The sequence below is a fragment of the Aromatoleum bremense genome (assembly GCF_017894365.1).
GTDB lineage: Bacteria > Pseudomonadota > Gammaproteobacteria > Burkholderiales > Rhodocyclaceae > Aromatoleum > Aromatoleum bremense.
Genome location: NZ_CP059467.1, coordinates 1,836,562 through 1,851,217, shown reverse-complemented (window position 1 = coordinate 1,851,217; position 14,656 = coordinate 1,836,562). Strand labels below are relative to the sequence as shown.

The window sequence follows — 14,656 nt, the reverse complement described above, 5'->3', positions numbered from 1 at the left end:
GCCGGCGCGGAGTGGCCAATCGATTCGGCACGACAGTTGTCCCCATGCGACCTGCTGTTCCACGTGAAACAGGCCCACATTGATGGGCGATCCCGAAACGCTCCTGTTCTTTCTCGGGCTTGCTGCCTTTCTTGCCGGCTTTGTCGATGCGGTGGTCGGCGGCGGCGGGCTGGTGCAGATCCCGGCGCTGTTCACGGCTTTCCCCGCGAGCCTGCCGGCGACGCTGTTCGGCACCAACAAGCTCGCGAGCATCGTCGGCACGAGCAGTGCGGCGATACAGTACGCGCGGCGGGTTGCGATTCCGTGGCGGGTCGCGCTGCCGGCTGCGGCGTCCGCGCTCGCCGGAGCATGGTTCGGGGCGCGTGCCGTCGCATATTTGTCGCCTGCGGTGCTCAAGCCCGTGATCCTGCTGCTGCTGATACTGGTCGCAATCTACACGTTCATTCGCAAGGACTTTGGCGCAGCAGATGCAACGGTCGAACCGCAGCACGCGACCGCGCCGGCCGTGCTGATTGGTGCGAGCGTCGGGTTCTACGACGGGTTCTTCGGCCCGGGAACCGGAAGCTTCCTGATCTTCCTGTTCGTCCGCTTCCTGGCGATGGACTTTCTCCGCGCGTCGGTGACGGCGAAGATCGTGAATGTCGCGACGAACCTCGCGGCGATCGCGTTCTTCACTTCGCACGTCGCGATCCTGTGGCAGGCCGCCGGTGTGATGGCCTGCTCCAACCTCGCCGGCGCGCTCGTCGGTTCGCGGCTCGCGCTGCGTCACGGCGCGGCGTTCGTACGAAAAATGTTTCTCGGTGTCGTGACGGTGCTGATCGGAAAAATGTTGTTCGATGTCGCCGCCGGGTGACGCAACGCGAAGGTTTCACGTGGAACACGTTTCTGCGCTTCGTTCCGTCCGGCTCGAATGTCGGACTCCGGTTTCACATGCCAGCTCATGCTGTTCCCCGTGAGGCGGCCGAAGGTCGATGGATTGCCATCATTCATCGACGCGCCGATAAACACCTTGCCGGACGCGGAATTACCGCGCTGCAGTATTACAATGGCGCGACGCGCTGCATCACACAGATGTTGCCAAATTACTTGAGCACTTTGCCCCTCGCGTAGCTTGCGGGGCAGGGTGCCATCCAGCAAAGTTCCGATTCCCGTGACCATTTTCTCCCGACCGGCCAAGGGCCGCCCCACGCTTCCGAGCGACGGTCTCGGCTATGCCCTGTTGCAGGCGGCGTCTCTCGTCGAGGCGGTCCTCGGGGGTGCCAATTTGACAGAGGCCTACGAACGGCTGCTGCGCGCGAATCCCGGCTGGCCGGATGCGACGCGCGGCGCGGTTCGTGATCTCGCGTGGGGGACGCTGCGCGACTACGGGCGCGGCGACGCCGTCCTGCGCCGCCTGTTGCACAAGCCCCTGCCGGTTGCGCTGCACGCCCTGCTGCTGGTGGCGCTGCACCGGCTCGAGCACCGTCCGGATCAGGCGCACACGGTGGTGGACCAGGCGGTCGATGCGGCCGCGGTTCTCGCGCCGGGCCTGAAAGGCGTCGTCAACGGCGTGCTGCGCAAGCGCCTGCGCGACGAACACGAGCTGGCGCGCATCGTCGAGGCGGACGAGGCGGCGCGCTACCGCCATCCCGCGTGGTGGGTGGCGCAGATGCGGGCCGCCTGTCCCGACGACTGGGAAGCCGCGCTCGAAGCGGGCAACCAGCGGCCCCCGATGGCGCTGCGGGTCAATCGCACGCGAGCGAGCGTGGAGGCCGTCGAAGCGGAACTGCGCGAAGCCGGCATCGGCTGCCGGCGGCTCGCGAACGACGCGCTCGTGCTCGATAAACCGGTGCCGGTAGCGAGCCTGCCCGGTTTCGCGGCCGGGCGCGTCTCGGTGCAGGATGCGGGGGCGCAGTGGGCTGCGCGGTGGCTGGATCTCGCGCCCGGCCAGCGGGTGCTCGACGCGTGCGCGGCGCCAGGCGGCAAGGCTGCCCATATCCTCGAGACGATGCCGGTCGAGCTTGTCGCGCTGGAGCTCGATCCGAAACGCGTCCAGCGCATCCGCGACAACCTCGAGCGCCTCGGCCTGCACGCGCAGGTGCTGACTGCCGATTGCCGCGCCCTCGACGCGTGGTGGGATGGCCGGCCGTTCGACCGCATCCTTGCTGATGTTCCCTGTTCGGCGTCGGGTGTCGCGCGCCGGCATCCGGATATCAAGTGGCTGCGGCGACGCGAGGATGTCCGCCGCTTCGCCGCCCAGCAGGCCGGGATCGTCGACGCACTGTGGCCGACGCTGGCGCTCGGCGGCAGGATGCTTTACGTCACCTGCTCCGTTTTCGATGAAGAAAATACAGCCCAGATCATGCGGCTGAGTGCACGCCATCCCGATCTCGAGCGGCTCGAGATCGACGGCAGCCTCGAGCGTCAGTTGCTGCCCGATACGGACCATGACGGTTTTTTCTACGCGCTCCTTGGCAAGCGTCGCTAAGCTGCTGCGGGCCGCGCTGCTCGCGCTGCTCCTGGGCCTGCTGCCGCTGCCGGCGACCGCGGAAGGGGATATCGGCTACGCCGAGATCGTCGCGAGCGAAGAGGGCTACGTGGTCAACGCCGACATCGACCTCGACCTCAACCAGCGGCTGGCCGATGCGGTGACCCATGGCGTGTCGCTGTATTTCACCGCCGAATTCATCGTCGAGCAGCCGCGCTGGTACTGGTTCGACGAGGTTGTCGTCGAGCGCGCGCTGAACTTCCGCCTCTCGTACCACGCGATCACGCGCAACTTCCGTCTGTCGGTCGGCAACTTCCACCAGAGTTTCGACACGCTGGATTCGGCCGTGCGAACGATGCTGCGGATCCGCAACTGGCAGATCGTCCCCGTCGACGAACTCGATGCGGGCGAATCCTATCGCGCGGCGTTGCGCTTTTTCCTCGACACGAGCCTGCTGCCGAAGCCGTTCCAGGTCACCGCGCTCGGCAGCCGGGACTGGAATCTGGAGACCGACTGGATGCGGTGGACGTTCCTCGCCGGCGGCCCGGGATGAAACGTGTCCTACTGATCGTCGTCGCGGCGGTCGCCGGCATCTCGCTGTTTCTGCTGGCGTCGGCGAGTTCGAACACCGATCTCTTCGCCAAGAGCTATCCGTATCTGCTCGCGATCAACGGCGCGGTCGCAGTCGCCCTCGGCGGACTGGTCGGTTTCCAGCTGCGCGCGCTGTGGCGCGAGTACCGCGATCGCCAGTTCGGCTCGCGGATCAAGTACCGGCTGATGCTGATGTTCGCCTTGATGGCGCTGGTCCCCGGCATCATCGTCTATGCGGTATCGCTGCAGTTCGTCGTCCGCAGCATCGAGTCGTGGTTCGATGTGCGGGTCGATTCCGCGCTCGAAGGCGGCATCGCGCTGGGGCAGAACGCGCTCGATTACCTGGCTTCGCAGATCGGTGACAAGGCCCAGGACATGGCGCTGGAACTCGAAGGCGTGGCGCCCGTTTTGCCGACCTTGCTGAATCGCCTGCGCGAACGCGCCGGCGTCAGCAGCGCCTCGGTGATTGGCTCCAACGGCCAAGTGCTGGTGACCGTGTCGGGCGAATTCGGCGGTTTCCTGCCTGATCTCCCGACGGTCGCGCAGCTGCGCCAGGCGCGCCAGACGCAGCGTTATCACATCGTCGATACCCGGCCCGGCGACGGGCTCAGGATCCGCGTCGTGGTGCCGATTCCGTCGCGCATTCTCAGTGCCGAGTCGCAGTATCTGCAGCTGACGCAGCCGGTCCCCGAAACGTTTGCGCGCCACGCCGAAGCGGTCCAGGAAGCGTACCGCGAATACCAGCAGCTCACGCTGGGCCGTACCGGACTGAACCGCATCTACACGCTGACGCTGACGCTGACGCTGCTGCTCGCGCTCCTTGCCGCGGTCGCGGTCGCGTTCGTCCTGTCACGTCGCCTCGTCGCGCCGCTGCTGATCCTCGCCGAAGGCACGCAGGCCGTGGCGCAGGGCGACTTCAGCCCGCGCCAGGCGCTGCCGGCGCACGACGAGCTCGGCGTGCTGACCCAGTCGTTCAACCGCATGACGCGCCAGCTCGTCGAGGCGCGCGATTCTGCCGATCGCAACCGCGCGGCAGTCGAATCGGCGCGTGCCTATCTCGAAAGCGTGCTCGCGAACCTGTCGACCGGCGTGCTCGCGTTCGCCGGGGATGGCACGCTGCGCGCCGCGAACGCCGGGGCGATGGCGATCCTCGAGGACGAGCTGACGGGTTTCGAGGAGGTGCCGCTGGCGCAGTGGCCGCGCCACCCGAGCTTCCGCGACGCGCTGCTGAAAGGTTTCGACGAACATGACGGCGATTGGCACGAGCAGGTGGAATTCCCTGGTGCCGACGGCAGCACGCAGACGCTGCTGATCCACGGTGCGCGCCTGCCGACCGCCTCCGGCGGCGGCCTCGTCGTCGTCTTCGACGACATTTCCCGGCTGGTCGCTGCGCAACGGACCGCAGCCTGGGCGGAGGTCGCGCGTCGGCTCGCGCACGAAATCAAGAATCCGCTGACGCCGATCCAGCTGTCGGCCGAACGCCTGGCCTACAAGCTCGCCGACCGGGTCGATGCGGAAGGGCGGGAGATACTCGAGCGGGCGACGCGCACGATCATCAACCAGGTCGAGTCGATGAAGAATCTCGTCAATGGATTCCGCGACTATGCGAGACTTCCGGGTCCGGTCATCGGCAGCGTCGACCTGAATGCGCTGATCGCCGAGATCCTGAATCTCTACGAGAGTTCGCCGGTGCGCGTGCGCGCCGAACTCGAGCGCGGCCTGCCTTCCGTGGCGGGCGACGCGACCCAGTTGCGCCAGGTCATCCACAACCTGCTCCAGAATGCCGAGGATGCGCTGGCCGAACAGGACGACGGCGTGGTGACGCTCGTCACGCGCGGGGAAGGGGACCACGCCGGGCTGCTGATACGGGACAACGGGCCGGGTTTCCCGGCGACCGTGCTGGCGCACGCGTTCGAGCCGTACTTCACGACGAAGAGCCGCGGGACGGGCCTCGGCCTCGCGATGGTGAAGAAGATCATCGACGAACATGGTGGAGAAATCCGCCTGCTGAACAGAGACTCCGGGAGTGCCGAAGTCCGCATCCGCTTGCGGCTCGCACCCCCGACCAGCGACAAGTGACCCATGGCGAACATACTCATAGTTGACGACGAAGTCGGCATCCGCGAGCTGCTCTTCGAAATACTCAGCGACGAAGGACACGACATCGTGCTCGCGGAGAACGCTGCCGCGGCCCGCACCGCGCGTAACGCCGCGCGCCCGGACCTGGTGTTGCTCGACATCTGGATGCCCGACACCGACGGCATCACGCTGCTGAAGGAGTGGTCCGCCAACGGGCAGCTGACGATGCCGGTGGTGATGATGTCCGGCCACGGCACGATCGACACCGCGGTCGAGGCCACGCGCATCGGGGCGATCGACTACCTCGAAAAGCCGATCGGACTGCAGAAGCTGCTCGCCGCGGTGAAGCGCGGGCTGCAGCGCCCGGCCGCACCGGGCGCGCCGTCGCCGCTGACGCTCGCTGCCTTTACCCGTTCGGTGCCGCTGCGCGAGCTGCAGCGGCTGGTCCAGCAGGTCGCGGTGACGTCGCGCGTGCTGCTGCTGCGCATCGGCGCCGGCAGTCTCGCGGAGCTCGCCGCGCGCAGCTTCCAGGCGAAAGGGGCGCCCTGGCTGGATCTGTCCACGGTCTCGCCGCCGCTCGACGTCAACCAGCTGCAGGCCTGCCAGGGCGGCGTCCTGTTCGTGCCTGAACTGTCGCGGCTGGCGCGCACCCAGCAGAAGAACCTCGCGTTCGCGCTCGAGCGCCTCGAGCGCTACGACCTGCGCCTCGTCGTCGCGACCGACCACACGCTCGACGCGCTGGTCCGCGAAGGGTGGGAGGAGTCGCTCGTGGCGCGCCTGTTCGAGGTCAGCCTCGCGCCGCCGTCGATCGCTGATGTGCGCGACGATCTGCCCGAACTCGCATCGCAATTGCTGCTGCATCTGGTCGAGGCGGGCGAGGTGCCGCGCCGGCAGTTTTCGACCGGCGCCCTGAACACGCTGCGCGCGCAGCCCTGGAGCGGCGGATACAACGAACTGCGCGCCGCAGTGAAATCGCTTGCGCTCGGCACGCTCGAAGAGGAGATCGGCCTCGCCGACGTTCGGCGGCTGCTGATCCCGTCCACCGAAGGTCATGTCGGCGTGTCCCTCGACCAGCCGCTGCGCGAGGCGCGCGAAGCGTTCGAACGCCTGTACTTCGAGCATCACCTACGCCTCGAAGGCAACAACATGACCCGGCTGGCCGAGAAAAGCGGGCTCGAACGCACCCATCTGTACCGCAAGCTCAAACAGCTCGGCCTGCAGGCCGGACGCCGGAGCGAGGAAAATTGAACCCGGCCGGCGGGGCGAAATCCGGCTTCCCGGCCGATGACGAGCGCGTGCCCGCAATGCGCCACAGGAGATCCCGGCGGTGAAAATCATCATCCTCGGCGCCGGGCAGGTCGGCGCCTCGGTCGCGGAGAACCTCGTTTCCGAGGCCAACGACATCACCCTCGTCGATACCAACGCCGAGCATCTCGAAATCCTGCGCGATCGCTTGGAACTGCGTACCGTGCTCGGCAATGGGGCGTCGCCTCAGGTGCTGCGCGACGCCGGTGCCGATGACGCGGACCTGTTGATCGCGGTGACGCAGTCGGACCAGACGAACCTCTGTGCGTGCCGCGTCGCGAAGACGGTGTTCAACTTGCCGACGCGCATCGCGCGACTGCGCTCCACCGATTTCGTCGAGCATCCGGAGCTGCTCAACAGCGAGAACTTCGCGGTCGATTTCTCGATCTGCCCCGAGCAGATCGTCACCGACTACATCAAGCGCCTGATCGCGTTTCCGGAGGCGCTGCAGGTGCTGGAATTCGCCGATGGGGTGCTCAGCCTGATCTGCGTCAGCGCGTTCGAAGGCGGGCCACTGGTGGGCCATCCGCTGAAGGCGCTGCGCTACCACATGCCGAATGTCGAGGTGCGGATCGCCGCGATCTACCGCCATGGCGAACCGCTGCTCCCCGAAGGCGATACGACGATCCTGCCCGGTGACGAAGTGTTCTGCCTCGCCGCGACGGTGCATATCCGCCAGGTGATGCGCGAAATGCGCCGCTCGGACCGGGTGACGCGGCGCGTCATGATCGCCGGCGGCGGCAACATCGGCCTGCGGCTCGCGCGTTCGATCGAGGCGGACTACAACGTCAAGGTGCTCGAAGTCGACAAGCACCGCGCCGAGGCCATCGCAACGCAGCTGAGGCGGGCGCTGGTGCTGCGCGGCGACACCACCGACGAGAAGCTGCTCGAGAACGAAGGCATCGACGAGATCGACCTGTTCCTCGCACTGACCAACGACGACGAAGACAACATCATGTCGACGTCGCTCGCGAAGCGGATGGGCGCGCGCCGCACGCTGGCGCTGATCAACCGCCGCAGCTACGCCGATCTGGTGCAGGGCGGGCCGATCGACATCGCGATCTCGCCGGCGCAGACCTCGATCGGCTCGCTGCTTGCGCACGTACGGCGCGGCGACGTGGTGGCCGTGCACAGCCTGCGTCGCGGTGCAGCCGAAGCGCTGGAGATCATCGCGCACGGCAAGGAGAAGGACTCGAACGTCGTCGGCCGCGCGATCGAGGACATCGCGCTGCCGAAGGGCGCGACGATCGGCGCGATCGTGCGCGAGGAGCTGCGCCCTGACGGCAAGGTGATGCGGCGCGGGGTCGTCATTCCACATCACGACACCGTGATCGAAGGCGGCGACCACGTGATCGTCTTCTGCACGCACAAGAAGCTCGTGCGCCAGGTCGAGAAGCTTTTCCAGGTCGGCTTCACGTTCCTGTAGACCATGCGCAGCTACTTCCCGGTCCTCAGCGCCCTCGGCCTGATCGTGACGATGTTCGGCGTGCTGATGGGCTTTCCGCTCGCAGTGTCGTTTTTCCTCGACGACGGCGCGACCCGCGCGTTCGATGACGCAGTGCTTCTGACCTGCGCGGTCGGGGTCGTGCTGTGGGCGCTGACGCGCCGCGTCAAGCGCGACCTGAAACCGAGCGACGGCTTCCTGCTCGTCGCGCTGACGTGGGTCGTGACGCCGGTCTTCGGCGCGATTCCGCTGTTCGGCTATGTACCCGGTCTCTCCGTCATCGACGCCTACTTCGAGGCAGTGTCGGGCCTGACCGCGACCGGCGGGACGGTCCTCAGCGGCCTCGACCAGATGCCGATCTCGATCAACCTGTGGCGCACCTTCATGCACTGGATCGGCGGCATGGGCGTCATCGTGTTGGTGGTCGCGATCCTGCCGCTGCTGGGTATCGGCGGCCGGCAACTGTTCCGCGCCGAAGTGCCGACGCCGATGAAGGAGTCGAGCCTCACGCCGCGCATCACGGAGACGGCAAAAGGCTTGTGGACGGCCTACATCCTGCTCACTGCCGCCTGCGGGCTGAGCCTGTGGCTCGCCGGCCTCGACGGCTGGGAGGCCTTGATCCACGCGTTCTCGGTGACGGGCCTCGGCGGTTTCTCGAGCAAGGACGCGTCGCTCGGCCATTTCAACAGCGTGCCCGTCGAGATGGTCGCGATCGCGTTCGCGCTGCTCGCGGGACTGAACTATGCGACGCACTACCTCGCGCTGGTGCGCAGCAGCCCGCGCCCGTACCTGTCCGATCCCGAGTTGCCGTTCTATTTCGGCGTGCTGCTCGCGAGCGTCGCGGTGCTGACCGCCTACCTGATGAGCGTCGAGGCGCATGCCGATTTCCTGACGACGCTGCGCTACGTCGCGTTTCATGTCGTGTCGATGTCCACCTCGCTCGGGCTCGCGACCTACGACTACACGCTGTGGCCGATGTTCGCGCAGATGTGGATCCTGTTCCTCGGCAGCTTCATCGCCTGTTCCGGTTCCGCTGGCGGCGGCATCAAGATGATGCGGGCGATCATCCTGTACAAGCAGGTATATCGCGAGATCGTCCGCTCGCTGCACCCCAACGCGGTGCATCCGGTGCGCCTCGGGAGCCAGCCGGTGTCGGAGGACATCCTGCACGCGGTGCTGGGCTTCAGCTTCATGTACATGGTCAGCATCGTCGCGTTGACGCTGGTGCTTGCGGCCACCGGCCTCGACATCATCACCGCTTTTTCCGGGGTCGTCGCATGCCTCAACAACACCGGCCCCGGACTCGGCGCGATCGGCCCGGCGTCCAATTACGCCGGCCTCAACGATTTCCAGACCGCGACCCTGGCGTTCACGATGATTCTCGGGCGGCTCGAAATCTTCACGCTGCTCGTCGTGCTGACGCCCGTTTTCTGGCGGCGTTGAGGCGCACCCGCCGCGCCACAGCAGGTCGGGGTCGGCATGACGCCGCAAAACGCGGATAATCGCGCTTTGCCCCGAACCGGCAGACTAAAGGATGTAACCGTGAGCCGTCTCCAGAACGACACTTTCCTGCGCGCGCTGCTGCGCCAGCCCACCGACTACACGCCGCTCTGGATGATGCGCCAGGCCGGGCGTTACCTGCCGGAATACTGCGAGACGCGGCGCCGCGCCGGCAGTTTCCTGAACCTGTGCAAGAGTCCGGCGCTCGCGTGCGAAGTCACGCTGCAGCCGCTGGCACGCTACGACCTCGACGCGGCGATCCTGTTCTCGGACATCCTCACGGTGCCGGATGCGATGGGACTGGGGCTGTACTTCGCCGAAGGCGAAGGCCCGCGCTTCGAGCGCCCGCTGCGCGACGAATGGGAAATCCGCAACCTGGTCGCGCCCGACCCGCACGCCGAACTGCAATACGTCATGGATGCGGTCGCCGAGATCCGCCGTGCGCTCGGTGGCAGCGTGCCGCTGATCGGTTTCTCGGGCAGCCCGTGGACGCTTGCCTGCTACATGGTCGAAGGCGGTTCGTCCGACGACTATCGCCGCATCAAGACCATGGCCTACACCCGGCCCGACCTGCTGCATCACGTGCTGCGCGTCACCGCCGACTCGGTCGTCGCCTACCTCAACGCGCAGATCGAATCCGGCGCGCAAGCGGTCATGGTGTTCGATTCCTGGGGCGGCGTGCTGTCGGAAGCGGCTTATCGCGAGTTCTCGCTGCCGTACCTCGAGCGCGTCGTCGCCGGCCTGATCCGCGAGCGCGATGGCGAGCGCGTACCGAGCATCGTGTTCACCAAAGGTGGCGGCCTGTGGCTCGAGAGCATCGCCGCGATCGGCTGCGATGCGGTCGGCCTCGACTGGACGATGGATATCGGCCGCGCGCGCGCGCTCGTCGGGGACAAGGTCGCGCTGCAGGGGAATCTCGATCCGGCGATCCTGTTTGCGCCGCCCGAAGTGATCGCGACCGAGGCGAAGCGGGTGCTCGACGCGTTCGGCCCGCACCCCGGACATGTGTTCAACCTCGGCCACGGCATCTCGCAGTTCACGCCGCCCGAGGCGGTATCGGTGCTCGTCGACACCGTGCATCAGCACAGCCGCAAATTGCGCGGCGGACGCTGAGGGCGGCAGCGGGAACTGCCGCACCCGCCCGCCTGCCGCGCTGCTTCGGGTGGTTTCCGTTCCGGACAGCGGCGGCCTTCGATGACGAAGGAATGGCTGGTTCTGCTTTGCGTCGAGCGGCTGCTGTCAAGGAGAAAATATTTAGAAACAGCTTGACTTATGCACACTGCGCCGTTCCGGACCGAAAACTGCACGACAAGCGTTCGCGATATTACGTGCCGCTAATAAGCTCCTGAAAAATATGAAGAAAAAATTTGCCCACTGTTAAGGCAAAGTGACTGAATGGCTTGCTGCGTACCGGTTTCAGGGCGTTTCACCCAAGCTGTTCACAAAGTTATCCACAGAATATGTGGACAAGCCGTTTAAGGGTTATCCGGTAGAGATCGGCTTCGATTTTCCACGCGGCAACATGACTGCCTTCGGCAAGTTTTTGACGGCAAAAGAAAGACCCACGAAGGTATGAATCAGACATGCGGATCGTTCGCGTTTCCCTGCCGGTTCCTCTGCCGCAACTCTTTGATTACACGTCTGAAGATGCGACCGAAGGGGATATCGGACGCTGCATCCGCGTACCGTTCGGGCGCGGCGAGAAGAGCGGCGTCATCGTCGCGATCGCCGACGATTCCGCGATCGACCCCGCGCGGCTGAAAGCCGTACGCCACATCCAGCGCGAAGTCGCGCCCCTGCCACGCGACTGGCTCGAACTCGTCGCGTTCGTCGCGCGCTATTACCACGCGCCCCCCGGGGAAGTCATCGCGCTGGCGCTGCCGCCGGGCCTGCGCCGCGCGGACGCGGTCAGCGACCGCGAATCGGATCCGCTGCTCGACGTCGGTGATGCAGGCCGCGCCGCCCTTGCGGCGCCGCGGCGGCCGAGCCGGGCGCTCGCGCTGCTGCGTGATTTGGTCGCGCTGGGCGTCGTGCGGCACAGCGTGGCGCGGGCGCTGCCGTCCGGTGACGCGCTCGCCGACGCGCTGCGCCGTGGCTGGATCGTCCCCGTGCGGCGCGCCAATCCCGCCGACGCCGCAGGCGAACTGCCGCAGCTGACGGCCGAGCAGGGCGCGGCGATCGACGCCGTGCTCGCCGCCGGGCCGGGCTTCGTGCCGTGGCTGCTGCAGGGGGTCACCGGCAGCGGCAAGACCGAGGTCTATCTGCGCCTCGCCGCCCGCACGCTCGAGGCCGGGTGCCAGGTGCTGATGCTGGTGCCGGAGATCGCGCTGACGCCGCAGCTCGAAGCGCGGGTGGCCGGCCGCTTCCCGTCGGCAACCGTGATCAGCCTGCATTCGGGACTCGCCGCAGGCGCACGTTCGCGTGGTTTCGTGCAGGCGCTCGAAGGCCGTGCCGACATCGTGCTCGGCACGCGGCTCGCGGTGTTCGCCGCGCTGCCCCGGCTGGGGCTGATCCTCGTCGACGAGGAGCATGACGCGTCGTACAAGCAGCAGGAAGGCGTGCGCTATTCGGCCCGCGACGTCGCCGTGTGGCGCGCCCGGCAACGCGACGTGCCGATCCTGCTCGGCTCGGCGACGCCGTCGCTCGAGAGCTGGCAGCACGTGCGTGCCGGGCGTTACCGCGGCCTGCGCCTATCCGCGCGTGCGGTGGCGAGCACGCTGCCGGCGGTGCGGCGCATCGACACGCGGCGCGTGCGCCTCGACGAGGGCCTCAGCCCGGCGCTGCAGGCGGCGATCGGCGAGCGCCTCGCGCGCGGCGAGCAGAGCCTCGTGTTCATCAACCGTCGCGGTTACGCGCCGGTGCTGTCGTGCCCGTCCTGCGGCTGGGTCAGCCAGTGCCCGCACTGTTCGGCGAACCTGGTCGTGCATCTCGCCGACCGCCGGCTGCGCTGCCACCATTGCGGCTGCGACAGCGCGATCCCGCGCGTCTGCCCGGTATGCGGCAACCAGGACATCCAGCCGTTCGGTCGCGGCACGCAGCGCGTCGAAGCGCGGCTGGTCGAGCTTTTTCCCGGCGCCCGGGTGCTGCGTGTCGATCGTGACTCGGCGCGCACCCGGAAGCAGTGGGAGGCCATGCTCGCGACGATCGCCGCCGGCGAGGCCGACATCCTGGTCGGCACGCAGATGATGGCGAAAGGGCATGATTTTCCGCAGCTCACGCTGGTCGGCGTGGTCGGCGCCGACGCCTCGCTGCACGCGGCCGACTTCCGCGCGCCGGAGCGCCTGTTCCAGCAGCTGATGCAGGTTGGCGGGCGGGCCGGACGTGCGCACCTGCCCGGCGAAGTGCTGATCCAGACCGAATATCCCGAACATCCGCTGTACCGCTGCCTGGTGCGCCACGATTTCGACGCCTTTGCCGCGCGTGCGCTCGACGAGCGCCGCCAGGCGGGGTTCCCGCCCATCACCCATCAGGCGATGCTGCGCGCCGACGCGCCGGCGCTCGACGAGGCGATGAAGTTCCTCGCCCATGCCCGTCGCCTCGCGCAGGACAGTGCGCCGGAAGGTGTGCAGGTGTTCGATGTGGTGCCGATGCGCATGACCCGCCTCGCCCGCCGCGAGCGCGCGCAGCTGCTCGTCGAGGCCGGGGAACGGGCGCTGCTGCAGGAGTTCGTCGGCCGCTGGATCCACGCGCTGCGCACCCAGCGGCTGACGCGCGACCTGCGCTGGCAGCTCGATGTCGACCCGCTCGAAGTCTGAGCGCCCCCAGGAAACGGCTTTGCCGTTTCCGCCCCCCGAGGGGGACAAGAAAACTTGGGGCGGCCCGGCGTTTTCTTGAGAGCCGCCGCCCGGCTCTCAGCCGGGATTCGTGCGCAGTGCGCGCACGGCGTCGCGGTAACGTTCCAGCGCTTCGCTGCGGCACGTCGCGCTGACTCCGAGGTCGCGCACCAGTCCGTCGCACAGGCCGTAGCACCAACCGTGGATCATCACCGGCTGGCCGCGTTCCCAGGCTTCGCGCAGCACCGAGGTCTGACTGATGTTGACGACCTGCTGCATCACGTTGAGCTCGCACAACCGGTTGATGCGCAGCAACGGGTCCTCGATCGCCGCCAGCATCGTCTCGTGCAGGTCGCGCACGTCCTGCACGTGGCGCAGCCAGTTGTCGATCAGGCCGAGCCGGCTGTTGTTGAGCGCCGCCCCGACGCCGCCGCAGCCATAGTGGCCGACGACGAGGACGTGCTTGACCTGCAGCACGTCGACGGCGTACTGGATGACCGACAGCGCATTGAGATCGGTATGCACGACGACGTTGGCGACGTTGCGGTGGACGAAGACCTGGCCCGGGGCGAGGCCGATGATCTGGTTTGCCGGCACGCGGCTGTCGGAGCAGCCGATCCACAGGTATTGCGGCGACTGCTGGTTCGCGAGGCGGCGGAAATAGGCGGGATCCTCGCCGCGGATGCGCTCGGACCAGTTGCGGTTGTTGGTGAACAGCTGATCGATTTCGTGCATCGTTTCGTCTCGGCAGTGATTAGGGAGTCCAGATGTCGAGTGCTTCGAGCTGGCGGGTCGCCGCTTCGGCCCAGCCGCGGTTCGCGGCCGGGTTGGCCGGGCTCGGGTGGAGGATCCGCGCGATCCGCAGCGCCCGGCCGGCGAGCACCTCCGCGGCGCGGTTTTCCGCCCAGGCGCCGACGCCGATCACCCAGTCGGGTTCGAGCGCCTCGACGACGCGGCGCAAGTGCTCGTCGCAGGCTGCGAGCAGCGGCCGGGATTCGGCGGGGGGGAGTTTGTCCGGCGTGAGGTTGCGGCCGTGGTCGAAAAACGCCAGCGGACAGTAGTTGGCGACGAAGTGGCTGGCGAAGAACGCTTCCGGCGTGCCGAAGCGTTCGCGGAACAGTCCCCACAGGCGGCGCCCGCTGACTTCCGAGCGCGGGCACGCGAAGCCCTCTATCGGACGCTTCGGGTTTTCCACTGCCGGTTTGCCGACCGGGCCGGCCAGGCCGAGCCAGTCGCGCACCGCCGCGACTTCACCGAACGGCACGCCGGTCTGGGTCATGCCGAACGGGCCCGGATTCATGCCGATGAACAGCACCCGCTTGCGCCCGGCGCCGTAGCGGCGCAGGTAGTTCTCGTGGATCGTCCACGCGTAGGCGAGCGGGTTGTAGACGTGGCTGACGGGGGGCGCGAAGCGCATGCCGTCGACTTCCCGGGACAGCGCGCGGGCAGCGGCGATCAGGGCGCGGATGGAAGGGTCGGTTGTCATGGCGTGTGGCC

At 67.4% G+C, this 14,656-nt stretch carries 11 protein-coding genes; 9 read left to right on the top strand and 2 right to left on the bottom strand.

Annotation, left to right across the window (positions count from 1 at the left end; all coding sequences use genetic code 11):
• Nucleotides 1–82 precede the first annotated feature (82 nt).
• The 9 genes from pbN1_RS08710 (at nucleotide 83) to pbN1_RS08670 (ending at nucleotide 13,141) form a co-directional block, all read left to right on the top strand.
• A complete protein-coding gene (locus tag pbN1_RS08710; RefSeq protein ID WP_169200897.1) occupies nucleotides 83–853 on the top strand; it encodes a sulfite exporter TauE/SafE family protein in 771 nt (256 codons plus the stop codon).
• A gap of 303 nt (nucleotides 854–1,156) precedes the next feature.
• The gene (gene rsmB, locus pbN1_RS08705) at nucleotides 1,157–2,467 is read left to right on the top strand and encodes a 16S rRNA (cytosine(967)-C(5))-methyltransferase RsmB (RefSeq protein WP_169200944.1); all 1,311 of its coding nucleotides are present in this window, start codon (nucleotides 1,157–1,159) and stop codon (nucleotides 2,465–2,467) included.
• Nucleotides 2,427–3,020: a DUF4390 domain-containing protein gene (locus pbN1_RS08700; protein ID WP_425305760.1), complete on the top strand. Its 594-nt coding sequence runs from the start codon at nucleotides 2,427–2,429 to the stop codon at nucleotides 3,018–3,020. Before rsmB ends, pbN1_RS08700 begins: the two co-directional genes overlap by 41 nt.
• Nucleotides 3,017–5,137, top strand: coding sequence for a sensor histidine kinase (locus tag pbN1_RS08695; RefSeq protein WP_169200898.1), 2,121 nt, complete (start codon nucleotides 3,017–3,019; stop codon nucleotides 5,135–5,137). The genes pbN1_RS08700 and pbN1_RS08695 overlap by 4 nt, the downstream gene beginning before the upstream one ends.
• Nucleotides 5,138–5,140: 3 nt before the next feature.
• Complete coding sequence (locus tag pbN1_RS08690; protein ID WP_169200899.1) at nucleotides 5,141–6,385, top strand: sigma-54-dependent transcriptional regulator; 1,245 nt, start codon at nucleotides 5,141–5,143, stop codon at nucleotides 6,383–6,385.
• Between the two features lie 79 nt (nucleotides 6,386–6,464).
• Nucleotides 6,465–7,868 (top strand): Trk system potassium transporter TrkA, encoded by a 1,404-nt coding sequence (gene trkA, locus pbN1_RS08685; protein ID WP_169200900.1) that lies wholly within the window; start codon nucleotides 6,465–6,467, stop codon nucleotides 7,866–7,868.
• A gap of 3 nt (nucleotides 7,869–7,871) precedes the next feature.
• Nucleotides 7,872–9,329 (top strand): TrkH family potassium uptake protein, encoded by a 1,458-nt coding sequence (locus tag pbN1_RS08680; protein WP_169200901.1) that lies wholly within the window; start codon nucleotides 7,872–7,874, stop codon nucleotides 9,327–9,329.
• Nucleotides 9,330–9,428: 99 nt separating this feature from the next.
• Nucleotides 9,429–10,499 carry a uroporphyrinogen decarboxylase gene (gene hemE, locus pbN1_RS08675; protein WP_169200902.1) on the top strand — a complete coding sequence of 357 codons (1,071 nt, stop codon included), beginning with the start codon at nucleotides 9,429–9,431 and terminating at the stop codon, nucleotides 10,497–10,499.
• A 470-nt stretch (nucleotides 10,500–10,969) separates the two neighbouring features.
• Nucleotides 10,970–13,141: a primosomal protein N' gene (locus tag pbN1_RS08670; RefSeq protein WP_169200903.1), complete on the top strand. Its 2,172-nt coding sequence runs from the start codon at nucleotides 10,970–10,972 to the stop codon at nucleotides 13,139–13,141.
• 96 nt (nucleotides 13,142–13,237) lie between these two features.
• Here pbN1_RS08670 and can read toward each other — a convergent pair whose 3' ends face one another.
• Nucleotides 13,238–13,894, bottom strand: coding sequence for a carbonate dehydratase (gene can / locus pbN1_RS08665; RefSeq protein ID WP_169200904.1), 657 nt, complete (start codon nucleotides 13,892–13,894; stop codon nucleotides 13,238–13,240).
• 19 nt (nucleotides 13,895–13,913) lie between these two features.
• Complete coding sequence (locus tag pbN1_RS08660) at nucleotides 13,914–14,645, bottom strand: uracil-DNA glycosylase family protein (protein ID WP_169200905.1); 732 nt, start codon at nucleotides 14,643–14,645, stop codon at nucleotides 13,914–13,916.
• Between the last annotated feature and the right edge of the window lie 11 nt (nucleotides 14,646–14,656).